This is a genomic window from Bradyrhizobium prioriisuperbiae (assembly GCF_032397745.1).
Lineage (GTDB): Bacteria > Pseudomonadota > Alphaproteobacteria > Rhizobiales > Xanthobacteraceae > Bradyrhizobium_A > Bradyrhizobium_A prioriisuperbiae.
The window spans coordinates 2,630,081-2,652,811 of record NZ_CP135921.1; the positions used below are offsets into that span (position 1 = coordinate 2,630,081).

General features: G+C 65.7%; 20 protein-coding genes. 11 read left to right on the top strand and 9 right to left on the bottom strand.

The window, feature by feature from the left end:
- Positions 1-80: 80 nt before the first annotated feature.
- From RS897_RS12415 to RS897_RS12425, 3 genes are all read left to right on the top strand, one after another.
- A complete protein-coding gene (locus RS897_RS12415; protein ID WP_315836840.1) occupies positions 81-1,244 on the top strand; it encodes an FAD-dependent monooxygenase in 1,164 nt (387 codons plus the stop codon).
- An 11-nt stretch (positions 1,245-1,255) separates the two neighbouring features.
- Positions 1,256-2,101, top strand: coding sequence for an alpha/beta fold hydrolase (locus RS897_RS12420; protein ID WP_315836841.1), 846 nt, complete (start codon positions 1,256-1,258; stop codon positions 2,099-2,101).
- A 70-nt stretch (positions 2,102-2,171) separates the two neighbouring features.
- The gene (locus RS897_RS12425; RefSeq protein WP_315836842.1) at positions 2,172-3,611 is read left to right on the top strand and encodes an MFS transporter; all 1,440 of its coding nucleotides are present in this window, start codon (positions 2,172-2,174) and stop codon (positions 3,609-3,611) included.
- Positions 3,612-3,788: 177 nt separating this feature from the next.
- Here the strand turns inward: RS897_RS12425 and RS897_RS12430 are convergent, their stop codons facing one another.
- From RS897_RS12430 to RS897_RS12440, 3 genes are read right to left on the bottom strand one after another with little or no spacing between them, the layout of a single operon-like run.
- Complete coding sequence (locus RS897_RS12430) at positions 3,789-4,460, bottom strand: DUF2161 domain-containing phosphodiesterase (protein WP_315838617.1); 672 nt, start codon at positions 4,458-4,460, stop codon at positions 3,789-3,791.
- A 41-nt stretch (positions 4,461-4,501) separates the two neighbouring features.
- Positions 4,502-5,515, bottom strand: coding sequence for a ribonuclease T2 family protein (locus RS897_RS12435; RefSeq protein ID WP_315836843.1), 1,014 nt, complete (start codon positions 5,513-5,515; stop codon positions 4,502-4,504).
- 44 nt (positions 5,516-5,559) lie between these two features.
- Positions 5,560-6,216: a DedA family protein gene (locus RS897_RS12440; RefSeq protein ID WP_315836844.1), complete on the bottom strand. Its 657-nt coding sequence runs from the start codon at positions 6,214-6,216 to the stop codon at positions 5,560-5,562.
- Positions 6,217-6,477: 261 nt separating this feature from the next.
- Here RS897_RS12440 and cobS point away from each other — a divergent pair, with 261 nt between their 5' ends.
- The 3 genes from cobS (at position 6,478) to RS897_RS12455 (ending at position 10,566) form a co-directional block, all read left to right on the top strand.
- Positions 6,478-7,473: a cobaltochelatase subunit CobS gene (gene cobS / locus RS897_RS12445; protein ID WP_315836845.1), complete on the top strand. Its 996-nt coding sequence runs from the start codon at positions 6,478-6,480 to the stop codon at positions 7,471-7,473.
- 115 nt (positions 7,474-7,588) lie between these two features.
- Entirely contained in the window at positions 7,589-9,484 is a 1,896-nt protein-coding gene (gene cobT, locus RS897_RS12450) for a cobaltochelatase subunit CobT (protein ID WP_315836846.1), read from the top strand.
- A 5-nt stretch (positions 9,485-9,489) separates the two neighbouring features.
- Positions 9,490-10,566, top strand: coding sequence for an esterase-like activity of phytase family protein (locus RS897_RS12455; RefSeq protein WP_315836847.1), 1,077 nt, complete (start codon positions 9,490-9,492; stop codon positions 10,564-10,566).
- A 34-nt stretch (positions 10,567-10,600) separates the two neighbouring features.
- Here RS897_RS12455 and RS897_RS12460 read toward each other — a convergent pair whose 3' ends face one another.
- From RS897_RS12460 to RS897_RS12485, 6 genes are all read right to left on the bottom strand, one after another.
- Positions 10,601-12,277: a methyl-accepting chemotaxis protein gene (locus RS897_RS12460; RefSeq protein WP_315836848.1), complete on the bottom strand. Its 1,677-nt coding sequence runs from the start codon at positions 12,275-12,277 to the stop codon at positions 10,601-10,603.
- Positions 12,278-12,592: 315 nt separating this feature from the next.
- Positions 12,593-13,822 (bottom strand): aminotransferase class V-fold PLP-dependent enzyme, encoded by a 1,230-nt coding sequence (locus RS897_RS12465; RefSeq protein WP_315836849.1) that lies wholly within the window; start codon positions 13,820-13,822, stop codon positions 12,593-12,595.
- Between the two features lie 67 nt (positions 13,823-13,889).
- Entirely contained in the window at positions 13,890-14,618 is a 729-nt protein-coding gene (locus RS897_RS12470) for an amino acid ABC transporter ATP-binding protein (protein ID WP_315838618.1), read from the bottom strand.
- 62 nt (positions 14,619-14,680) lie between these two features.
- Positions 14,681-15,364 carry an amino acid ABC transporter permease gene (locus RS897_RS12475; protein WP_315836850.1) on the bottom strand — a complete coding sequence of 228 codons (684 nt, stop codon included), beginning with the start codon at positions 15,362-15,364 and terminating at the stop codon, positions 14,681-14,683.
- Between the two features lie 2 nt (positions 15,365-15,366).
- Positions 15,367-16,083 (bottom strand): amino acid ABC transporter permease, encoded by a 717-nt coding sequence (locus RS897_RS12480; protein ID WP_315836851.1) that lies wholly within the window; start codon positions 16,081-16,083, stop codon positions 15,367-15,369.
- The gene (locus RS897_RS12485) at positions 16,080-16,967 is read right to left on the bottom strand and encodes an amino acid ABC transporter substrate-binding protein (RefSeq protein ID WP_315836852.1); all 888 of its coding nucleotides are present in this window, start codon (positions 16,965-16,967) and stop codon (positions 16,080-16,082) included. Before RS897_RS12485 ends, RS897_RS12480 begins: the two co-directional genes overlap by 4 nt.
- 274 nt (positions 16,968-17,241) lie before the next feature.
- On the opposite strand from RS897_RS12485, the gene RS897_RS12490 reads away from it, so the two are divergent.
- From RS897_RS12490 to RS897_RS12510, 5 genes are all read left to right on the top strand, one after another.
- Positions 17,242-18,231, top strand: coding sequence for a LysR family transcriptional regulator (locus RS897_RS12490; protein ID WP_315836853.1), 990 nt, complete (start codon positions 17,242-17,244; stop codon positions 18,229-18,231).
- Between the two features lie 256 nt (positions 18,232-18,487).
- The gene (locus RS897_RS12495) at positions 18,488-19,192 is read left to right on the top strand and encodes a gluconate 2-dehydrogenase subunit 3 family protein (protein ID WP_315836854.1); all 705 of its coding nucleotides are present in this window, start codon (positions 18,488-18,490) and stop codon (positions 19,190-19,192) included.
- Positions 19,193-19,218: 26 nt separating this feature from the next.
- The gene (locus RS897_RS12500; RefSeq protein ID WP_315836855.1) at positions 19,219-20,988 is read left to right on the top strand and encodes a GMC family oxidoreductase; all 1,770 of its coding nucleotides are present in this window, start codon (positions 19,219-19,221) and stop codon (positions 20,986-20,988) included.
- On the top strand, positions 20,985-21,365 hold the full coding sequence (locus RS897_RS12505; protein WP_315836856.1) for a c-type cytochrome: 381 nt from the start codon (positions 20,985-20,987) through the stop codon (positions 21,363-21,365). Before RS897_RS12500 ends, RS897_RS12505 begins: the two co-directional genes overlap by 4 nt.
- A 119-nt stretch (positions 21,366-21,484) precedes the next feature.
- On the top strand, positions 21,485-22,699 hold the full coding sequence (locus RS897_RS12510) for a hypothetical protein (protein WP_315836857.1): 1,215 nt from the start codon (positions 21,485-21,487) through the stop codon (positions 22,697-22,699).
- Positions 22,700-22,731: the final 32 nt, after the last annotated feature.

Genomic DNA, 22,731 nt, shown 5'->3' on the forward strand with positions numbered 1-22,731 from the left:
GGATAAAATGGATATTTTACATCCAATTTCGCCGCCGATAACGTCCCCCGCAACGACATTCAGTTTTTGGGAGGACGACAATGGCAAGAGGCAAACCGTCGATCGCGATCATCGGTGCCGGCATGGGAGGCCTGGCGGTTGCGGCCACGCTCCGGCAGGTGGGCGTCGAGGTGAATGTCTACGAACAGGCGTCGCAATTCGCGCGCGTCGGCGCCGGCATCCAGATGTTGCCGAATTCGTCGCGCGTGCTTCGCGGCATCGGCGTTGAAGAGAAACTGCGCAAGACCGCGTTCGAGCCATACTCCCATCTCAACCGCATCTGGGACACCGGTGAGATCAAGCGCGAACTGCCGATGCCGGAAAGCCTGTTCGGCGCGCCGTTCCTGTGCATGCATCGCGCGGACCTGCATGACGCGCTCCATGCGGTGCTGCCGCCGGAGATCATCCATCTCGGCAAGAAGCTGGTCGGGCTCGACCAGGCCAATGGCGGCGTGACGCTGTCGTTCGCCGATGGCACCAAGGTGTCGGCGGACGCGGTGATCGGCGCCGACGGCGTCCACTCGCTGACGCGCGAAATCATCATCGGTCCCGATGCGCCGATCCATCGCGGACGCATCGCCTATCGCGCGGTGTTCGATGCCAGGCTGATGAACGGCGGCGAGATCAGGCCGTCGCGCACCAAATGGTGGGGGACTGACCGGCACATCGTGATCTATTACACCGCTGCCGACCGCAGCCAGCTCTATTTCGTCACCAGCGTGCCGGAGCCGGCCGATTGGGTGACGGAGGAATCCTGGTCCGCGAAAGGCGACGTGCATGAGTTGCGCGCGGCTTATGAAGGCTTTCATCCTGAAGTTCGCATGGTTCTCGAGGCCTGCCCGGATTGCCACAAATGGGCGATCCTCGAGCGCGAACCGCTGCCGCGCTGGAGCGACGGACGGGTGGTGCTGCTCGGCGACGCCTGTCATCCGATGACGCCCTACATGGCCCAGGGTGCGGCGACCTCGATCGAGGACGCGGCGGTGCTGGCGCGCTGCCTGGCCGGTGTGGACAATGAGGATCTTGAAGGCGCATTCCGCCGCTATGAGGCCAACCGCAAGCCGCGCACATCGCGCATCCAGGCCATCTCCAGCGCCAACACCTGGATGTCCGGCGGCAACGAGGATACCTCCTGGCTCTATGGTTACGATGCCTGGAACGTGCCGCTGGTCGACGCCGACAGCCAGCTGGCTGTGGCGAGTTGAGGGGCACGGCGATGACCACATCGGTTTCCGTGCCCGCGCTTGAGCAGGGTTTCGCGCGCACGCGTGACGGCGTGCGCATTGCCTATCGCCGGACGGCCGCACGGCCGGAGAATGGTTCGCGCATCGTGCTGGTGCATTCGCTGGCGCTTGACGCGTCCGTCTGGGACGAGGTGATTCCGCAGTTGGCGCCGGCCGCCGAGGTTCTCGCCCTCGATTGCCGCGGCCACGGACGCTCGGACAAGCCAGCAGGTCCCTACACGGTCCAGATGTTCGCCGATGATCTCGCCGACGTGCTGGATCATGTGGGGTGGCGCGATGCCGTGGTCGCCGGATGTTCGATGGGCGGCTGCGTGGCCCAGGCCTTCGCGGCGCACTATCCCGCGCGCGTGCGCGGGCTTGTGCTGATCGATACCACGGCCTGGTATGGCGCGGATGCGCCGGTCGAATGGCGCAAGCGCGCGGCAACGGCGAAGGCGGATGGGCTGACCGGAATGGCCGCGTTTCAGACCACCCGCTGGTTCGGCGATCGTTTTCGCAGCGAACGGCCGGAGCGGGTGAAGGCGGCGATGGAGGTGTTCACGGCGAATGATCTCGATTGTTATGCCGCCACCTGCGCGATGCTCGGCGATGCCGACCTGCGCCCGTGGCTCGCGGACTTCCACTTTCCGGTGAGCGTGATTGTCGGTGAGGAAGATTACGCCACGCCGGTTGCTGCGGCCCGCAGCCTGCAGGCGGCGATTCCGGGGGCGACCTTGCAGGTGCTGCCGAGCGCCCGCCATCTCACCCCGATCGAATGTCCTGACGTCATCGCACAGGCGATCGGAAGCCTGACCAGCGTGGCCTTCGCGTCCGGATGAGACGCATACAGCAAAGACAAAGATGATCGGCCAGCAACGGCCGGCGACAAGAACACAAGGGGAGGACTTGATGCAGGGACACGAAGCGCTGGCGATCCCGGAGGCGCCATCAGCGACAGTCGCCGCGCCGGCGGCTGGCTCCTACGATTCCGCACGGGCCACGCTGTTGCTCGCGCGGATGGAACGCATTCCATTCTCGCCCTGGCACACCCGGGCGCGCATTGTGATGGGCAGTGCGACGTTTCTCGATGCGTTCGACGCCCTCTCGCTGGCGTTTGTGCTGCCGATCCTGGTGCGGGTGTGGCAGCTGTCGCCCCTGGAGGTCGGCTGGCTGATCGCGGCCAGTTACATCGGCCAGTTGGTCGGCGCCCTGGTGTTCAGCCGCCTGGCCGAAAGCTATGGCCGCGTGCCGAGTGCGGCGGCCGCCACCGCCATCATGTCGGTCATGAGTCTCGGCTGCGCGCTTGCGGGCAGTTTTTCACTGCTGTTCGTCTGCCGCCTGGTGCAGGGCATCGGTGTCGGCGGCGAGATGCCGGTGGCGGCGGCGTATATCAGCGAACTGTCGCGCGCCAAGGGACGCGGGCGTTTCTTCATGCTCTACGAGATGATCTTTCCGGTCGGCCTGATGGCTACGGGACAGATCGGCACGGTGCTGGTGCCGCTGTTGGGATGGAAGATCCTGTTCCTGCTCGGTGGAATTCCGGGGCTCATCCTCACCGTGTTCTTGCTCCGGCTGCCGGAATCGCCGCGCTGGCTGGTGGGTCAGGGGCGGCTCGATGAAGCCGAAGCCATCATCAGGGATGTCGAGGCCAGTGCCCGGCGCAAGCATGGAGATCTGCCCGACGTGGAGTTGCGGCGAGAGCCGTTGCAGGCCGCGGCTGCGATCAAGCCGGCGCGGAGCCGCTGGCGTGAGCTGCTGTCGCCGCTCTATCGCGGGCGCACATTGATCGCGTGGATGCTGTGGGCCAGCGCGTTCTTTGTCGCCAACGGCCTGAACAACTGGATGCCGACCCTCTATCACACGGTCTATGCGCTCGATCTGCCCGATGCGCTGCGCGCGGCGTCGCTGACCAATGTCGCGCAGGTGGCGATCCTGCTGGCGTGTGCCTTCTGCATCGACCGGGTGGGCCGCCGGTCCTGGGCGGTCGCGTCCTTCCTGATCGGCGCGGTGCTGCTGGCCGCTCTCGCGCTGGCCGGCAGCGGCAGTCTTGTCGCGGTCATCGTGCTGGCAACCCTGGCCTACGGCGTCGTCGGCTCGATCAATGCGGTGCTGTATCTCTACACGCCGGAGATCTATCCCACCCGCATGCGGGCGATCGGCACGGGACTGGCGACATCGTGGCTGCGGCTGGCGTCGGCGGTGGGGCCGGCGCTGGTCGGGTTGATGGTGAACAAGCAGGGCATCGCCTCGGTGTTCCTGATGTTCGCCGTGGTCGCGGCGCTCGGCGCGGTTGCGGCCTCGCGCATGATCGAAACCCGTGATCGGCAGTTGGAGGATATCGCGGCCTAGTTCGAACTGCGTCATATACAAACTATCTCCTCATCCTGAGGAGCCGCGAAGCGGCGTCTCGAAGGACGAGGCCACAGATGCTGCAATTGAGGCCTCATGGTTCGCCGAGCGATGCGCAGCATCGTCTCGAACGCGCGTGCCGCGCTCCTCACCATGAGGAGATGTGAGGTGCGCGACTTAACGCGCGGCGCTGTCGCCCGATCGCTGCGGCCAGCGCTCAAGTGCGGCGCGGCCCTGGTCCGTCAGGGTGTAGATCCCGCGCTCGACGCGGTCGAACCAGCCATAGACATTGTGCTGCAGGATCTTCGGCGCTTCGGGGACCGTGATGGCGAGATCGCGTGGCCGCTGCGGACCCGCTGCCATTGCAGCGGCGCAAAGCAGCGCTTGCTGGCGATAGGCGGTCATCAGCGGCACGCGGGTGCTGCCGCCGAGCGCCGGATCGCCCTTGCGCTTGCGATGCTCGGCGATCAGGCGGGAGCGGCGCTTGGGTTCGCGGCGCGGCTGCGGCGCTTCCGGGCTGACGATGATCTCCACCGTGTCATTGTCTGCAACCCCCAGCAGGCCGAAGCCGAGCCGGCGGCAGAGGTTGCGGAAACGCGCGTCGCTTTCCCGCCCCGCGCCGCGTGCCGAGACCCGCGCCGCCAGCCACACTTCGTCGCAGGCGGCGGCACGGTCGACGCCCTGCAGCACCAGTTCGAGATTGAACCGCTGCTTCAGTTCGCAGATCACCAGCAGTGGCGGCTCGCCATCGCGGATCGCCAGCACGTCGCAGCCGCCGATCTCGCCCTTCACGGTGAAGCCGAGCGATTCAAGGAAGTTTTTGACCGGGCGATAGAGCGTCGTTTCCAGGAGGCACCTTCTTTTAAAACGTTGTCGGTCGCGATCGGCGCTTACTGCAGGCCGACGGGATCGACGATACCTGATTTGCAGCCGGCATCGGTTGGCGAAGCGCTGGCGATCAGGCCGGCGAGCGGCGCGTTGTCGGTGACGTCGCCACGCAGGCCGATGGTCAGTTCGACAATGATGCTGCGGCCGCCGTCGCGCTTGCAGGCCACGCGCACCCGTTCACCTGCGCCCGCGCCAAAGCCCTGGTCGAACGCGGCGCGGATGTCGCTGGTCCTGATCTCGCGGCCGATATTGTCGGCAAACAGCTTCTGCACCGGCGAGGTGTTGATCTGCTCGATCAGTGCGATCTCGCGGCGGAAATAGGCGTCGGCCGATTTCTCGAAAAAGCAGCTGCCATGGACGATCCATTCATGGCGCTCGAGGAAGGACGCCGTCCCGGGCATCGCCTTCTCCAGCGCTGTGCGGGTGGTCGGCTGCATCTGCGGCGCAGGCAGATCTTCCCAGCGGTGCGCCTTGTCGGCGGCGATGTCCTGCGGAGCGACGCCGCAATACGAATTGCTGCGCGGCTGCGGCCACAGGCCATGCAGGGTGAAGTGGGTGGCGTCGTGGCGGGCGTCGGTCTGGGTCCGGCACTCGACCTTGTCCGGCAGGCCCTCGCAGAAGGCTGCCTGCCAGCTGATGGCGAACACATAAGACGGCTTGCCGTCGGTCGGCCGGGTGTCGCCGCGTCGAGGTGTCGGCGATGGCGCAGGCACGCTGGCATCGGAACTGTCCACCGTGCCGCAGCCCACCGGCACCCAGCGCTGCTGGGGATCGGCACTGTCCACCACCACCCGGTAGTGGGTGGCGTCCGCCTTGTTGCGGGCGAGCAGGCGGTAGGAGCGGCCCGGCTCGAGGCTGATATTGCCCGGATTGGTCTCTTTGCGGATCGACTGCAGGGCCGGGCAGGCCTGGGCGGCGGTGAAGCTGCCGCGCATCGGCTCGTCGGCACGGGCCGCGGCGAACGGGACCAGCAGCAAGGCGAGGGTCGACAAAAGGAACGGGAGCCGGCGCATCATGAAATGTCCTGAGCAATGATTTTGAGACGATGAAGATGGAGGCGTCATATGACCTTGATTCGATCCTTTATTCGATCTTTGGGGTCATCGGCCCGATGCAAATACTGCCGGATCGCGAAGGCCACTACGCCCAGCGCAACCACGATCACAGCGAGCGCGGCCAGATGGTGATGCAGGGTGGTGCCCCATTGCTTGAGTGCCGACCCGGCCAGAAGTCCGGGTACCACGTGCAGAGGCGCCCATAATGCGATCGCGGCCACATTGATCGGAAAAAACCGCTGCGGCGGCATGCCCAGCGCCCCCGCCGTCACCGGGACAAAGGCCCGGACCGGCGGCACGAAGCGCGCCAGGAACACCGCCAGAGCGCCGCGGCGCTCGAAGAATTCCTCACTACGTGCAACGACATAGGGGTAGGCCGACAGCGGCCAGGCCTGCAGGATCGCCCGCTTGGCGCGATGCCCGGTCCAGTAAGCGAGGCCGTCGCCAATCACCGCGCCGACGGCAGCGCTGGCCAGCACCGGCAGCAGCTCCAGGCTGCCCGAGCCGATCAGGGCGCTGAGGCCGAGGATCACGGTCGATCCCGGAACGAACGATCCGGCCACCGGCAGCGCCTCCAGCATCGCAGCCAGGAAAATCGTCGCATAGGCCCAGCCCGGATGGGCCGAAACCAGGGCAATCAGGCTGGCGATGGCCGACGTCACCGGCGGCTCGATCTAGTGAAAGTCGACGTGGCTGAAATGAGCGACATGCTGCCCAAACAATGGAAATGCTCCCCCTGATTCGCAAGGCAGCCTTTCAAAACCTGTCGTTCGAACCTATCTTGATGATATCGCAACGGAACTTTGATTGATCGTTGGGCTTCTGCCCGTCGCATCTCTCTGGTACGTTTCATGCCGCACCCCTAAACCGTAGCAAGCTTGAAAACGCCTGGCTTCGGGAGCGCCCGAAATCACGGAGGACTGATGACCGCCGCCACGACCACAGCGACCGAACCGGCCAACCTGCCCGATATGAAAGTTTCGGTTCGCCAGGTTTTCGGGATCGATACCGACCTTGAAGTGCCTGCCTATGCCGAAGTCGATCCGCACGTGCCCGATGTCGATCCGGATTACCGGTTCGACCGCGCCACCACGCTGGCGATCCTGGCGGGATTCGCCAAGAACCGCCGCGTCATGGTCTCGGGCTTCCACGGCACCGGCAAGTCGACCCACATCGAGCAGGTCGCGGCGCGGCTCAACTGGCCCTGCGTGCGCGTCAATCTCGACAGCCACATCAGCCGTATCGATCTGGTCGGCAAGGACTCGATCGTGGTCCGCAATGGCATGCAGGTCACCGAATTCCGTGACGGCATCCTGCCGTGGGCGTTGCAGAACAACGTCGCCCTGGTGTTCGACGAATACGACGCCGGCCGCCCGGACGTGATGTTCGTGATCCAGCGCGTGCTCGAAGTCTCCGGCCGCCTGACACTGCTCGACCAGAACAAGGTGATCAAGCCGCACCCGGCGTTCCGCCTGTTCTCGACCGCCAACACCATCGGTCTCGGCGACACCTCGGGCCTCTATCACGGCACCCAGCAGATCAACCAGGGCCAGATGGACCGCTGGTCGATCGTCACCACGCTGAACTATCTGCCGCACGACGAAGAGGTCGAGATCGTGCTCGCCAAGGCGCGGCACTACCGCACCCAGGAAGGCCGCGAGATCGTCAACAAGATGGTGCGCCTGGCGGATCTCACCCGCAACGCGTTCGCCAACGGCGATCTCTCGACGGTGATGAGCCCGCGTACAGTGATCACCTGGGCGGAAAACGCCGAGATCTTCGGTGACATCGGCTTCGCCTTCCGCGTCACCTTCCTCAACAAGTGTGACGAACTGGAGCGTTCGCTGGTGGCCGAGTTCTATCAGCGCTGCTTCAACGCCGAATTGCCCGAGTCGGCGGTGAACGTCGCACTGAGCTGATCGACATGTGTGTAGCCCGGATGAGCGTAGCGACATCCGGGTCACCTCTCAGCGTACCGGACCCGGATATCGCTATGCTCATCCGGGCTACGGAAACCGGGATATCCGTCCTCCGATGACATCCAACATCAAGTTCAAGACCGGATCGAAAGAGGCGCCGACCGAGCCGTTCAAGCGCGCGGTGACGTCGTGCCTGCGGGCGATTGCCAAACAGCCCGAGCTCGAAGTGACGTTCGCGGCCGAGCGCCCGGGTCTCTCTCCGGGCAAGGCGCGGCTGCCGGAGCCGGCGCGCAAGATGAGCAAGCGCGACGCCGCGGTGGTGCGCGGCCACGCCGATTCCATCGCGCTGCGGATCGCCTGTCATGATCCGAAGGTGCATCGCAAGCTGATGCCGGCCAATCCGCAGGCGCGCAGTGTGTTCGACGCGGTCGAGCAGGCGCGGGTCGAAGCCATCGGCGCGCGGCGCATGGCCGGCGTCGCCAAGAATCTCAGCGCGATGCTGGACGATCATTTCCATCGCGGCAAATTCGACGAGATCACCGACCGCGCCGATGCGCCGCTGGCCGATGCGCTGGCGATGCTGGTGCGCGAACGGCTGACCGGCCAGGCGCCGCCCGCGGCCGCCCGCAAGATGGTCGACCTGTGGCGGCCGGTTCTTGAGCCTAAAATCGGGCCGCGGCTCGATCGGCTGGACAAGCTGACCGAGAACCAGGCGCGTTTCGGCGACGCCATCCACGATCTGCTCGACGCGCTCGAGCTCGGCGACGATCGCAACGCCGATCAGGACGATGACGACCAGCAGGACGACGAGCGTGACGGCGAGAAGGATCAGGCCGGCGCCGATGGCTCGCCGGATACCGATGCCGCGCAGGAGATGAGCGCCGACCAGGCCCAGACCTCCAGCGAGGAGTTGTCGGAAAGCGCCATGGAGAGCGCGCAGGCCTCCGCCAGCGATACCTTCGACGACGGCGACATGGGCGACGACGATACGCCCGGCGAAACCTCGCGACCGCAAAATCGCGGCGCCAACGAGCCCCGCGGTCCCGAATATCATGCCTTCGCGCCGAAGTTCGACGAGGAGGTTGCCGCCGAAGACCTCTGCGAGCACGACGAGCTCGAACGTCTGCGCAGCTATCTCGACAAGCAACTGGCGCACCTGCAGGGCATCGTGGCGCGGCTCGCCAATCGCCTGCAGCGCAAGCTGATGGCGCAGCAGAACCGCGCCTGGGAGTTCGATCTGGAGGAAGGCATCCTTGATCCGGCGCGTTTGTCGCGCGTGGTCACCGATCCGTTCCACCCGCTGTCGTTCATGCACGAAAAGCAGGCCACCTTCCGCGACACGGTGGTGACGCTGCTCCTGGATAACTCCGGCTCGATGCGCGGCCGTCCGATCACGGTGGCGGCGACCTGTGCCGATATCCTGGCGCGCACCCTGGAGCGCTGCGGCGTCAAGGTGGAAATCCTCGGCTTCACCACGCGAGCCTGGAAGGGCGGGCAGTCGCGCGAGGCGTGGCTGGCCGCCGGCAAACCGGCCAATCCGGGACGCCTCAACGATCTCAGGCACATCATCTACAAATCCGCCGATGCTCCCTGGCGTCGTGCGCGCAAAAATCTCGGGCTGATGATGCGCGAGGGGCTGCTCAAGGAAAATATCGACGGCGAGGCGCTGGACTGGGCGCACAAGCGTCTGCTCGGGCGGTCCGAGCAGCGCAAGATCCTGATGATGATCTCCGACGGCGCGCCGGTCGACGATTCCACGCTGTCGGTCAATCCCGGCAACTATCTCGAGCGGCATCTGCGCTACGTGATCGAGGACATCGAGACCCGCTCCCCGGTGGAATTGATCGCGATCGGCATCGGTCACGATGTCACCCGCTACTATCGCCGTGCGGTGACCATCGTCGACGCCGAAGAGCTCGGCGGCGCGATCACCGAAAAGCTGGCCGAATTGTTCAGCGAAACCGAGACGGCGCCGTCGGCGTCACGCCCCCGGCGCAGGCTGCACTCATAACCCCGATGCCGCACCGCTCAGGCCGCCGCCTTCATTACAGTGTGGTCGGCCTCGTTCTGCTGGCAATCTCGGTGATTCCGGCTGCGCTGATGCCGGTCTTCCTGGTGCAGGCGCAGGTGTCCTCTCCATCGCCGCCCCCGACCGCGCCCGGTCCGGTCGCGATCGAGGTGGGCGCGCGTCCCATCGCTTATTTCGACCAGCGCGATTCGAGCCGGGTGCGGTTCGGATCGCTGGAGTTCGTCAGCGGCGTGGCCCTGACGTCCTCGTTTCGCGGCTTCGGCGGATTGTCCGGATTGCGGCTCGATGCCAAGGGCGAGCGCTTCACCGCGCTGAGCGACAAGGGCGACTGGTTCACCGGGCGGCTGGTCTATCGCGGCAAGCAGCTCACCGGTTTGGCCGACGTGCAGACGGCGCCGATCCTGGGGCCCGATGGATTGCCGGTCGGCAAGCGTGGCTGGTTCGACACCGAGTCCCTCGCTGTGGATGGCGACACCGCCTATGTCGGCATCGAGCGGGTCAATCAGATCCTGCGTTTCGAGACCTTCGGGCGCGATGGCGTGCGCGCCCATGGCGAGCCCATCACCGCGCCGCCGGCGCTGCGCCGGCTGCCTTTCAATAAAGGCCTCGAATCGCTGGTCACGGTGCCGCGCAATCTGCCGCTCGGCGGCACGCTGATTGCGATCTCCGAGCGCGGGCTCGATCCCGGCGGCAACACCCTGGCGTTTCTGCTCGGCGGGCCGTCTCCCGGGCAGTTCACCATCCGCCGCACCAACGACTTCGACATCAGCGATGCGGCCATCCTCCCGTCCGGCGCGCTGCTGATCCTGGAACGCAAGTTCTCCGTCGTTGCCGGCGTCGGCATCCGCATCCGCCGGATTCCGTTGTCGTCCATCGTGCCGGACCGGCTGGTGGATGGCGCCGTGATCTTCGAGGCCGATCTCGCCAACGAGGTCGACAACATGGAGGGCCTCGATGTGCACGAAACGCCGGAGGGCGACACCATTCTGACCATGGTCTCCGACGATAATTTTTCGCTGATCCAGCGCACGCTGCTGCTGCAGTTCAAGCTGGTCGAGCCGTAGCGCACAATTGAGCGATGCCCCGGCCGTGCACGGCTCAAGCTGCGCGGACCGTGGCGAGGAATTTTTGCACCTCGGCGCGCAGGTTCTCCGCCTGCTCGGCGAGTTCGGTCGACGCGGTCAGAACCTGCGCGGCGCCGGCTCCGGTCTCTTCCGCGGCCCGGGCGACGCCGGACATGTTCGACGTCACTTCTCCGGTGCCGACCGATGCCTGGGAGACCGAGTCCACGATTTCGTGGGTGGCGGCATTCTGCTGCTCGACGGCCGAGGCGATGGCCGAGGTGGCCTGGTTGATCCCGGCGATGGTGCCGGAGATGCCGCCGATCGCCTGGGTGGCCTTTTCGGTCGAGCCTTGGATCGCCGTGATCTTCGCCGTGATTTCGGTCGTTGCCCGCGCGGTCTGGTTGGCGAGCTCCTTGACCTCGGCCGCCACCACGGCGAAGCCCCGGCCAGCCTCGCCGGCGCGGGCCGCCTCGATCGTCGCGTTGAGCGCGAGCAGGTTGGTCTGCGCGGCGAGCTTCGAAATCGTTTCGACGATGCCGCCGATGCTCGCGGCAACCTCCGTCAGCTCAGACACCAGATGGGCGGTGCTCTCGGCTTCCGTCACGGCGGCCTTGGACATGTCGGCCGAACGCGCGACCTGGCCGCGGATCTCGTGGACGGAGAGGCTCAGCTCTCTGGCCGAGGTCGCGACAGCCGCGACATTGGTCGAGGCTTCCGTCGCCGCCGCCGTGACCGAGGTTGACTGCGCCGTAGTCTCCTGCGCCGACGACGTCAATTGCGAGGCGGTCGCCTGCATCTCGGTGGCCGCCGAAGAAACCATCTGCACGACGCCGCCGACCGCGCGTTCGAATTGCGCGGCGAGATCGAGCATCGCCTGTTTGCGCTCGGCGGTGGCGCGGTCTTCCTGCTGTTTCTGGACCGCGGCCCAATCGGCGATGCGGACCGCGTTTTCCTCGAAGGCCCGCGCCATGTCGCCGACCTCGTCCTCGCGCGAGGTGCCCGAGATCCTGGTGTCGGTCGCGCCGCGCGCGATGGCCTGCATCGCCGCCGTCATGCCGCGAATCGGTCGGGCAATCGTCAGCATCGAGAACACCGCCGAGCCGAGCAAGGTGAGGATGACAGCCGCGCCGAACACAAGCCCAATGATGGCGGCCCGGCTGATCGCGTCGGACGAGGCCTCGCGGGCTTCGCTGGCAAGGCTCCGTGCCTCTGCGAGCGATGCATCGGTCATTCTGACGAGTTGCTGGCGCGTCGTGATGAATTCGTCATCATTGCGCGCCGCCATGTAGGCCTCGTCGATCAGCTTCTTGCCCTGTTCGAACCTGAAGGCGCGGGCCAGTCTCATCGCGCCTTCGCCGAATCTCCCCAAGGTGGTCTGGATGTCCCGCAGTCCGGCCGGGTTTGCCGCGATGCCGATCGACGCGGCCAGGCCGTCCTGGCCCGAGGCGATCGTCGACTTGATCGTGTCGGCGGCCTCCCGCAATTTTTCCGGTGTGTCGGCGAGACGGATGTTGCGCACCGCGACCTGGACCGTGGTCAGTGACAGTCTGGCATTCTGCACGCCCTCGAGGATCGTCTGTTCACGGGTCAGGGCTGCGTTGGCCGCGGTGATGCTCCGGTTGCCGATCCATTGATTGGCAAGCATGCCGGTGACCAGCACGATACCGAGACCTGAGAAGAGTGCGAGTTTGGTGCCAATCGATAGGCGCATTGCCTTGACCTCAAGAATGTGCGGCGCTGCATCGCTGTGATGTGGTGGGTGACGATTGTTCGGTCGCAGCCCCATTGACCGAGAATTTCAATCTTCATCGCAGGGGTAAAATATCGGTTAGGAGTCGCGTTGCAGCGGGCTCTTTTCGCGAAGAACCGGACTGACATCCGCGTGATGGACGCGCGTTTCGAAACTACCGACATTGTGGGCGCGATGCTGATGAATTGCTGAGCAATGCGACGCGCATCATGCGACATTCGCATGATGCGCGTCGTGATCAGCGCCCCGTCGTCTGGTCTTTGTCTTTGATGTCGCTTAGCTCGCGTTGCGCCAGCGCGCCCGGCGCAACGCAAGCGACATCGCTTCGAGGAAGCGATCAATCTCCGCCTCGCTGGTGTAGGCATGAGGAGCGATGCGATTCACCGCCGAAAGGCCGCGGGCTTCCAGGTCGGCCAGGGCATATTGGCGATCGACGATCGCGGTGGCGATATTGGCCTCGGCGAGATGCCGGTTTAGTTCCGCCGGAGCCAGCGTCTCCGCCGCGAAGGTGAGAAAGGCGGGGTCGGCCTCGATCCGTTCAAACACCCTGATGTCCGCGATCGCCGAGAGGCCGGCGTGAAGCCGGGCCAGCCGCGCGCGAATCACGTCGCGGATATTCTCGACACCGTGCCGCAGTGCGTGCTCGACGGCGGCGCCGAGGCCGAGCCGTCCGGCGACGGCGAATTCAAACGTTTCGAAGCGCAGCGCGTCGGTCCGCGTGGCGTATTGGTCCGTCGCGGTCCATGCGGAGCCGGCCTGGCTCAGGATCGGCGGATCGCCGAGACGCTCCAGTGCGCGATCGGACAGCGCCATCATCGCCTCGCCGCGGGGGCCCCGCAGCCACTTGCGGCTCGGCGCGACCATGACGTCGGCGCCGGTGCTTGTGATCCCCAGCGGCATCTGGCCGACGGCTTGTGCCGCGTCGACGAACAGCAGGCACTGCTCCGGACGCGGCAGCGCGGCAATCGCTTCAACCGGCTGGCGCACGCCCGATCCGCTCGCCACCACCGGCAGGCAGATCGCGGCCGTGCGTTCGTCGATCAGGGCTGCGGCGCGTTCGACATCGATTTGGCCGGAGCGCTCGTCGACCGGCATGACGTCGATGGCAATCGTGCCGGCCCGCCGCTGCTTCAGCAGGTTCAGCAGATTGCCGGCCCATTCCGATCGCGCGACCAGAATCCGGGCGTTGCGGCGCAGCGGCATCGCCAGGAAGGCCATCGCCCAGAGATGGCTGGCGCTGCCGCCAAATGCGATGTTGTGTGGCCGGCACTGCAGCATATCAGCGACATTGGTCCGTACCGCGTCGAGGCGTTCGCGCACCTGCGCCGCCGCCCAGTGTGGGCCGACGCTCGCTTCCCGTCCCAGGTGTTCGATCACCGTCTCGGTGACGATGCGCGGAGGCAGTCCGGCGCCTGCCGCGTTGAGATGCACGACGTTCGAAACGCCGGATGTCTGCGCGCGAAACGATCCCGCGTCGAGCGGCGTGCGTGGGGTGGCGATGCGCATGGTCGGTTTCTCTCCTTGGTGGTCGACTGGTTGATCAGATCGCAACGGTTCCCGTTGGCTTTTCTTGTTATTGGCGCAGGATCTTGGACAGGAAGGTGCGCGCGCGGTCCGTCGCAGGCTCGGCGAAGAAAGTTTGCGCCGCCGCCTGCTCGAGAATGCGTCCGCCGTCCATGAACACCACGCGGTGCGCCACATGGCGCGCAAAACCCATTTCGTGAGTCACGACCATCATGGTCATGCCGTCCCGCGCGAGCTCGGTCATGACGTCGAGCACTTCGCTGATCGTCTCGGGATCGAGCGCCGACGTCGGCTCGTCGAACAGCATCGCGATCGGGTCCATGGCGAGCGCCCGGGCGATCGCCGCACGCTGCTGCTGGCCGCCCGAAAGTTCGCTCGGAAGCCGATCGGCCTTGTCGCCGAGGCCGACGCGGCGCAGCAGTGCCATCGCCTTGTCGGAGGCCTCCGATGTCGTCCGCCCCAGCACCCTGATCGGCGCGAGCGTGATGTTCCGCATGATCGACAGATGCGGATAGAGCTCGAAATGCTGGAACACCATGCCGATCCGGCTCCTGAGCCGGGTCAGGTCGGTCCGGCGGTCGCCGACCGCGGTGCCGTCCACGTCGATCGATCCGGCCTGGAAGCGTTCGAGACCGTTCACGCATTTGAGCAGGGTCGATTTGCCCGAGCCGGATGGTCCGCACACCACCACCACTTCGCCCTTGCGGACGGTCATGGAGCAGTCGTTGAGGACCTCGACGCTGCCGTAGGCCTTCGAGACTCCCTCGATCGCGATCACGACCGGCCGCTCCGTCCAGACCTTCGAGACCTGGTGCTGATGCAGGTGCAGGATCGGGACGGTCATCGGCTCACCATGGTTCTCTTGAGCAACTGGACGGATTGGGAGGCGGTGAAGCAGAGCGCGAAATAGACCGCCGTCGCGAACAGATAGAACGCGACCAGATGGCCTTCGCGGTTTGCCGTGACCGACACCGCGGTCATGAAATCGTGCAGGCCGACCACGTAGACAAGCGAGGTGTCCTGGAACAAAGCGATGCTCTGCGACAAAAGGATCGGGGTCATCTTGCGGAACGCCTGCGGCAGGATCACGAACCGATAGGCCTGCAGCGGTCTGAGGCCCGACGCCGCGGCCGCCGCCAGTTGCTGCCTGGAGACGCTCTGGATGCCGGCCCGGATGATCTCGGAGTAATAGGCCGCCTCGAAGATGGTGAAGGCGACCAGCGCCGACGTGAACGCGCCGATCGGGCGGCCGGTCGCCAGCGGGATCAGCAGGTAGAACCAGAAGATCACCATGATCAGCGGAACCGATCGCAGCCCGTTGACATAGGCGGTTGCGAACGCCGCGACCGGCCGCGATCCGGCGATCCGCATGACGGCGAGCGTTGCGCCGAGCGCGATGCCGCCCGTCATCGCCAGCAACAGCAGGCAGAAGCTCGTCCACAGGCCGTCCCAGAGGAACGGCATCGCGCTTGCGATGATCTCGGGATCGATGTTGCCCATGAGGGGGCCGATGATGCTGTTCATGCTCAGGCCCGCACCATCAGGCCCGGGATCGCGATCCGGCGTTCGAGCGCGCGCATGACGACGATCGCCGTCATGGTCAGAGCGACATAGGTCAGGGTCGCGGCGGTGAAGGCTTCGATGCCGTGGAATGTCGCGCTTTCGATCTGGCGGCTCTGGCCGGTCAGCTCCAGCAGCCCGATCGTGAGCGCCAGCGAGGAATTCTTGACGATGTTGAGAAACTCGGAGGTGAGCGGCGGCAGCACATAGCGCGCGGCCACCGGCAGCAGCACATGGCGATAGCTTTGCAGCACCGTCAGGCCGCTGGCGGCGGCGGCCATCGCTTGTCCGCGGCCCACCGCCTCAATGCCGGCGCGGATCTGCTCGGCGACCCGGGCCGCCGTGAACAGGCCGAGACCGATGGCGGCGGTCCAGTATTCCGGCAGCGGAAGGTCGCGCTTGATCCAGTGGCCGATCGTCTCGGGAAGCAGCTCGGGAACGACGAAGTACCAGAGGAACAACTGCAGCAGCAGCGGCACGTTGCGGAACGCCTCGACATAGGCGGTGCCGATGATGCGCGCCGTCCGGCTCGGCAGCGTCCTGAGCACCCCGATGGCGAAGCCGACGATCAGCGCGATCGCCCATGCCGTGACGGCGACGAGCAGGGTCCACGCCAGCCCGGAGATCATCCAACCGAGATACGGTTCGGAGACGAGCACGCTCCAATCCCAGCGATAGCTCATTTCGGCAAGGCCTGGATCGCGAACGCGGTCTTGAGTTCGGGCTCGATCTCGATGCCGAGCGGCCCGAACCATTTCTCATAGAGCTTTTCCGCCTCGGGCGAGCGGAACGCGTCGGCGAAGGCGCGCTTCACCAGCAGCGAGAACTCCAGGTCGCCCCGCTGCATCATGGCGGAATAGGGGTCGTAGGTGAGCAGGCGCCCGATCACCTTGAGCGAGCCCTTGGGCTGCGCCTTGGTCGCCGCGAACACCTTGATCTGGCCGCCATCGGCCGCGAAGCCGTCGACCCGGTCGTTGGCGACGAGCAGGGCGCCTTCGCCGAGATCCTTCGCATAGACGAGCTCGATGCCGAGCTTCTGGGTCTCGTTGAGCGCACGCAGCGACTGCTCGTTGCTCGAGCCCTGCAGCACCGCCACCCGCTTTCCCTTGAGGTCCTCGACCTCCTTCGCGCCACTGGCCGTCTTTACCAGCACCTGGGTGCCGGTGATGTAGAAGATCGGCGAGAACTCCACCTGCTCCTGCCGCGCCAGCGTGTTGGTGGTCGTTCCACATTCGAGATCGATCGTGCCGTTGGCGACCAGCGGAATCCGGTTCATGGTGTTGATCGGCACGTATTTGATGTCGAGGTCGGGCTTGCCGAGGCGCGCCTTCACGGCCTCGACCACTTTCATGCACAGATCGATCGAATAGCCTTCCACGCGCTGGTCGCGGTTGATGAAGGAGTAGGGGGCCGACGCCTCCCGATGGCCGATCGTGATGGCGTTGCGCTCCGCAATCCGCTTCAGGATCGGGCTGTCGCCCGGGCCGGCCGCCATCGCCGGGACCGCTATCGCCGCTGCGCCAACCAGGCCAAAGACGACGCGACGCGACAAGCTTCCGTTTTGCATGAGCATCTCCTTGAGCGAGGGCAGCCGCCATCATTCGCCGCGCCGGCGCGAAGCCGGCGGCGTGACTAGAATTTCCTGCGTAATGTCGTGCACTTGGCCGGTCGCCTGAACCGACGACCGTATTGAACCAAAATGACGCTAGCCGTCGTTGCCGTCCCGCGCCAATGCCGATCGCTTGGACTGCGATGCGGAATTCGCATGATGCGCCGCGGGAACAACGTGTCATCATCGTGACAAGGCGGCGGTCTCGCGCCGTCGACTTCGGAGCGGTTGGATGCTCGATATTCGTTGGCTTGAAGACCTCATTGTCATCGCCGAGACCCGCAACATCACCAGGGCGGCGGAATTGCGCAACGTCACCCAGTCCGGTCTCAGCCGCCGGATCCAGTCGCTCGAGCATTGGGTCGGCGCGCCCCTGATCGACCGCCGGCGCACCCCGCTCGATCTGACCGACGCCGGTCACAAGCTGCTCGCTGTCGCGCATGAAGCGCTGGGAGGGCTCCACGGCGTCCGGCGCGCCATTCGCGAGGATCAGAACGAGCGCCTGCGCAGCATCCGGTTCGCCGCTCCGCATATCCTGTCGGTGACCTTCTTTCCGCGCTGGATCTCGGCGGTCCAGGCCCGGCTCGGCTCGACCCGCCTGTCGGTCACGTCGGACAATCTCCCGGGCTGCATCAGCCTGCTCGAGGAAGGCGCGGTCGACTTCGTGGTCTGTCTGGTCGATTCCGATGGCGCGATCTTCAGGCGGGCGGGCCGCCCGATCGAAGGCCGCACTTCGATCTCGATCGGCAAGGAAAGGCTCATTCCGCTCTCGGCGCCGGCCTCCGACGGCAGCCCGCTGCATCGGCTCGATCGCGGCCCGCGGTCGTCGACCTCCTATCTGTCCTACAGCCCCGAATGCTCGCTCGGATGGGCGGTCGAAGGATTGATCGCGCGCCGGCCCGATCTGATGCAACTGCACAGTCTCTACGACAACTCGCTGGCCGACGGTCTTCGCACCATGGCGCTTGCGGGGCTCGGGGTGGCGTGGCTTCCGCTCACCACCACCCATAACGACATCATCCGCGGCAAGCTGGTGCGGACCGGCGATCCCTCCGCCGCGATCGATCTCGACATTCGCCTCTATCGCCCCGCGCACAGGCTGGCGAAGAAAGCCGAAGAGCTGTGGACGCGGCTGACCACCGACGGTCTCGGAGCGCTGTTCTCGAATGGCGCGCTGCCGTCCGACACCACGGCCGCGATCTATACCGAGGATGCGGTGTAGCTTCAGCAGTAGAATCCCGCCGTCAAACGAGACAAGCGCAACGGTACGTGAGGGATCTCTGCCCAACGCAGCGCGTCGGGCGAGTCCCGTAAAAATCCATCGATTGCACGATCCGTTCGCGGATGATGGCGCGATCGTGGGCACGCTGCTTACGGATGCGAAGTCCTCATCATCGAATTCTCTTTCGGAATTGGACAAATCTTCTTGCGCCGCAATAATTCCCGTATCGCAAACGCAGCATCACGGGACTGGGGCCATGCTCGATCGTCGCGGGTTCATGTTGTCAGGCGGGGTTCTGGCCCTGACCCAAACGGATGCGACGGCGGCCGTCGATGCGGGGCCTGACAAGAGCAGCGCCGCGGCGCAGACAAGCGCTGCCGCCGAGCCGCTGTATGCGCTGACCGCGGGCGAAGCCGAAGTTCTGACCGCCGTGGTCGATGCCTTCATTCCCGCGGACGATCTGTCGCCGTCCGGATCGGACTGCGGCGTTGTGGTCTTCATCGATCGGCAGCTCGCCGGATCCTATGGCGCGGGCGCGCGGCTCTATCAGGACGGTCCGTTCCAGCCGAGCAACGGGCAGGTTCAGTTCGGTCCGCAATCGCCGCTGGCGCCGCTGCAGTTCATCCAGCTCGGCATTGCCGAACTCGACGCATGGTCGACGGCGAACAGTGGAACGCCGGTCAAGCAACTGCCGAAGCCCGAGCTCAATGCCCTGCTGCAGCAGCTTGAGAGCGGCAAGATCGCGCTGCCGCGGATCGATGCCCGCGCGTTCTTCGGCGCGTTGCTGCAGCTTGCGATGGAAGGATTTTTTGCCGACCCGATCTATGGCGGCAACCGCGACAAGGCGTCGTGGCGGATGATCGGCTATCCCGGCTTGCCGGCGACCTACGCCAAGGCAATCAGGCAATACCGCGGGCGCCGCTATCAGGCCGAGCCCCGGTCAATCGCCGACTTCCTCTGACGGAATCGCGGATCGAGGAGGTTGACATGGTGCAGGTCCTGAAATCGACGGATGCGGTGATCGTGGGTCTGGGCTGGACAGGTGCCATCATGGCCCGCGAGCTGACCCGCGCGGGCCTTCAGGTCGTGGCGCTGGAGCGCGGGCCGGATCGCAATCCCGCCGAGGACTTCGCGCTGCCGGCGATCCGCGACGAGCTGCGCTATTCGGTGCGCCAGGAGTTGATGCAGGACCCCAAGATGGAGACGGTCACGCTGCGTCACCGCCTCGACGGCGAGGCGCGGCCGGTGCGGCGTTTCGGGTCGTTCCTTCCCGGCGACGGGGTCGGCGGCATGGGCACGCACTGGAACGGCAATACCTTTCGCTTCCTGCCGTCGGACCACCGCCTGCGCAGCCATCTCGGCGAACGCTACGGCCGCGCGAGCATCCCCGAGGACATGACGATCCAGGACTGGGGCGTCACCTATGAGGAGCTGGAGCCGCATTATTCCCGCTTCGAAGCCCTGTGCGGCGTGTCCGGCAAGGCCGGCAACATCGCCGGCAAGATCCAGGCGGGCGGCAATCCGTTCGAAGGGCCGCGCAGCGGCGAGTATCCGAATGCGCCGCTGGTGGCGTCGCACGCGAATGAGCTGTTCCGCCGCGCCGCGGGCGAGATCGGACTGCATCCGTTTCCGGCGCCGGCGTCGAATGCCAGCGCGCCTTACGTCAATCCGGAAGGGACCCAGCTCGGCGCCTGCCAGTATTGCGGCCATTGCGACCGGTTCGGGTGCGAGGCGAATGCGAAGGCGACGCCGCTCAGCACGCTCGCCCCGTCGTTGCGGCAGGCCTCCGGCTTCCGCAAGGTGACCAATGCCTACGCCACGCGCGTGCTGTACGACGCGAAGACCAGGCGCGCCACCGGCGTGCGCTACATCGACCTGCGCTCCGGTGAAACCTACGATCAGCCGGCAGACATTGTCGTGCTGTCCGCCTGGGTGTTCGGCAACACCCGCCTTATGCTGCTGTCCGGCATTGGCGAGCCTTATGACGCGCGCACCGGCAAGGGCGTCGTCGGAAAGAACTACTGCTATCAGATCCAGCCGACGGTGCAGGCGTTCTTCAAGGACGAGGAACTGAATCCCTTCATGGGAGCCGGTGGTCTCGGCATGGTGGTCGACGATTTCAACGGTGACAATTTCGATCACGCCAAGCTCGGCTTCTTTGGCGGCGGCTACATCTCGCAGAACAGCACCAACGGCCGTCCGATTTCGTTTCGCCCGACGCCGCCGGGAACACCGGCCTGGGGCGCCGCATGGAAGCGTGAGACGGCGAACTGGTATCGCCGGACGGCAACCATGCTGTGCGAGGGCACCAACTACCCGAACCGGACCAACGCGCTGGATCTCGATCCGACCTATCGGGACATGTTCGGCCAGCCGCTGCTGCGGATGACCTTCAACTTCACCCAGAACGATCGCACCATGGCGGATTTCCTGCTCGGCAAGGCCGCGGACATCGGCCGGGCGATGAATGCCACCATCGTCGCGCCGCAGCCGCGCAAGGGCGATTTCAACGTCGTCTCGTATCAGTCCAGCCACAACACCGGCGGCACCATCATGGGCCACACGCCGGCCGACAGCGTCGTGAATCGCTACTTGCAGAGCTGGGACGCGCACAATGTGTTCGTGCTGGGATCGTCCGTCTTTCCGCAGAACGCCGGCTACAACCCCACCGCGGCGGCCGCCGCCGTCACATACTGGTGCGCCGACGCGCTGGTGAAGCAATACCTGAAGGCTCCCGCGCCGCTGGTGCAGCTATGAGGGCGCCGCCGGTGTCCGGGCTGCGTGTCGTTGTCGCCATGTGCGGGGCGATCGCCGCCGCTCCCGTGATGGCCGCCGATGTCGGCGCCGGAAAAGCGTTGTTCGAACAGTGCGTCGCCTGTCACGGCGAAGCCGGCGCCGGCACCGAGCAGGGCCCGTCGCTGCACGCCATCATCGGCCGCAAGGCCGGCCAGATGCAGAACTTCCGCTACTCCCGCGCCATGCAGCGCAGCGGGATCGTGTGGAGTGAAGACACCCTGGTGCAATACCTGTCGAATCCGCAGGACGTCGTTCCTGGCAATCGCATGCCTTTCGGGGGGCTGGCTACGCCCGAGGAAAGCAAGGACGTGGTGAGTTACCTGGAAAGCCTGAAGTAGTCGAATTTTCGAGACCTGCTGACCGCAACACTCCGCGCAGATCGCTGCGCCGGACACGGGATGACTTTGTCTTTTCGCAAGCAGGGTGCCTGCGCGATCAACCAGAGGTGAGGCCGATCATGTCGAAGACGCTTATACTCGGATGCTGCTCGACCGGGGCGAAATACACGCCCATGAACCACCATGCGACGGGCGACGCGATGCTCGATCGCATCTGCACCGGCGCCGACATCGCCGTGACGGAAGATCAGATCGCGCATGAAGTGGAAGAGCTGACGCGTCTCGGTTGTCGCTATTATCACTATCATGGCCGTGATCCGGTCACCCGCGAGCAGACCACTGACAACGGGATCTATCGCCAGGTCAGCCTGCTGGTGCAGCGTCTGTCGCCCGACATGCTGATCAGCTTCGGCGCCAGCCGCAACGGCCCCGAAGTGATCCGCCGCATCGGAGCCTATGGCGAGTGGGAGCGTGTCAGCCACGCCGAGCTTGCGCTCGAGGACGGCGGCGCGCACTTCATCACGCTGCAGGCGGCGATCGAACTGCAGATCGTCTGCGACCTGGAAAACAGGGTCGGCACGCTGACGCGCGAGTTCGTCGACAGCGAGGCCTTCCTGCGCGAGATCGAGCGCTACCAGCCCTCGACCCTGCAGGAAGACGTCAAGATGAACACCAATTCGACCGCGAACGGCAACAATTACGGCCGCTCCTCCGCCGCGGTCCAGCTCACCGCCTACGGGCAGGCGATCGCGGCGCGCCGGCGGCTGCATCTGCTCGACGAGATCGAATGGGTGCAACTGGTCCGCAGCTATGCCATGTCGCGGATGGCGATCGCGCGGCGCGACCTCAGCCTTGCCGGCGCGGATCAGCTCAATGTCACTTTGCTGTTCGGCTTCTCGCCCAAGCTGCCTTTCCCGGAGAGCTACGCCCAGTTCCGCTCGGTGGTGTCGATGGCCAAGTCGCTCGAACGCGACGCTCCGGACGGCCCGCGCAAGCGCAGGGTGTCCATCACCGTCGGCGCCGCCATTCTGCCGCATCACGCCGCGCGCGAAGTCCGCGTGATGGATGTCGGGCCCGATGCGGGGTGTCCGCTCGACGCGATCCGCCGGGTCGTGGGCTATGCGGCGCAGGACGACAGCGAGGTCGATGTCGTGCGCGTCGGCATGGAGGATACGCCGTTCCTGCTCGGCCCCGACGGCAAGATCGCGCCGACCACCAATGTCGAGCTCTGCCGCGTCGCCGCCGACGCGCTCGACCGCTACGGGGTCATGGTGCAGACCGATCCGTCCGGCATCACCGAGCGTCGCGCGCCGCTGGTGCGCGTGGCCGCATGATCCGCGCCTTGCCGGCGCGGCGCGGGTTTCGG

What these genes read in the sequence shown, in the direction of transcription:
- RS897_RS12505 (WP_315836856.1), top strand. Translation starts at nt 20,985, where the DNA reads ATGAGGGCGCCGCCGGTGTCCGGGCTGCGTGTCGTTGTCGCCATGTGC.
- RS897_RS12435 (WP_315836843.1), bottom strand. Translation starts at nt 5,515, where the DNA reads ATGATGCGCCGGCTCCCGTTCCTTTTGTCGACCCTCGCCTTGCTGCTG.
- cobT (WP_315836846.1), top strand. Translation starts at nt 7,589, where the DNA reads ATGACATCCAACATCAAGTTCAAGACCGGATCGAAAGAGGCGCCGACC.
- RS897_RS12510 (WP_315836857.1), top strand. Translation starts at nt 21,485, where the DNA reads ATGTCGAAGACGCTTATACTCGGATGCTGCTCGACCGGGGCGAAATAC.
- RS897_RS12495 (WP_315836854.1), top strand. Translation starts at nt 18,488, where the DNA reads ATGCTCGATCGTCGCGGGTTCATGTTGTCAGGCGGGGTTCTGGCCCTG.
- RS897_RS12490 (WP_315836853.1), top strand. Translation starts at nt 17,242, where the DNA reads ATGCTCGATATTCGTTGGCTTGAAGACCTCATTGTCATCGCCGAGACC.
- cobS (WP_315836845.1), top strand. Translation starts at nt 6,478, where the DNA reads ATGACCGCCGCCACGACCACAGCGACCGAACCGGCCAACCTGCCCGAT.
- RS897_RS12485 (WP_315836852.1), bottom strand. Translation starts at nt 16,967, where the DNA reads ATGCAAAACGGAAGCTTGTCGCGTCGCGTCGTCTTTGGCCTGGTTGGC.
- RS897_RS12455 (WP_315836847.1), top strand. Translation starts at nt 9,490, where the DNA reads ATGCCGCACCGCTCAGGCCGCCGCCTTCATTACAGTGTGGTCGGCCTC.
- RS897_RS12480 (WP_315836851.1), bottom strand. Translation starts at nt 16,083, where the DNA reads ATGAGCTATCGCTGGGATTGGAGCGTGCTCGTCTCCGAACCGTATCTC.
- RS897_RS12465 (WP_315836849.1), bottom strand. Translation starts at nt 13,822, where the DNA reads ATGCGCATCGCCACCCCACGCACGCCGCTCGACGCGGGATCGTTTCGC.
- RS897_RS12415 (WP_315836840.1), top strand. Translation starts at nt 81, where the DNA reads ATGGCAAGAGGCAAACCGTCGATCGCGATCATCGGTGCCGGCATGGGA.
- RS897_RS12420 (WP_315836841.1), top strand. Translation starts at nt 1,256, where the DNA reads ATGACCACATCGGTTTCCGTGCCCGCGCTTGAGCAGGGTTTCGCGCGC.
- RS897_RS12425 (WP_315836842.1), top strand. Translation starts at nt 2,172, where the DNA reads ATGCAGGGACACGAAGCGCTGGCGATCCCGGAGGCGCCATCAGCGACA.
- RS897_RS12460 (WP_315836848.1), bottom strand. Translation starts at nt 12,277, where the DNA reads ATGCGCCTATCGATTGGCACCAAACTCGCACTCTTCTCAGGTCTCGGT.
- RS897_RS12500 (WP_315836855.1), top strand. Translation starts at nt 19,219, where the DNA reads ATGGTGCAGGTCCTGAAATCGACGGATGCGGTGATCGTGGGTCTGGGC.
- RS897_RS12475 (WP_315836850.1), bottom strand. Translation starts at nt 15,364, where the DNA reads ATGAACAGCATCATCGGCCCCCTCATGGGCAACATCGATCCCGAGATC.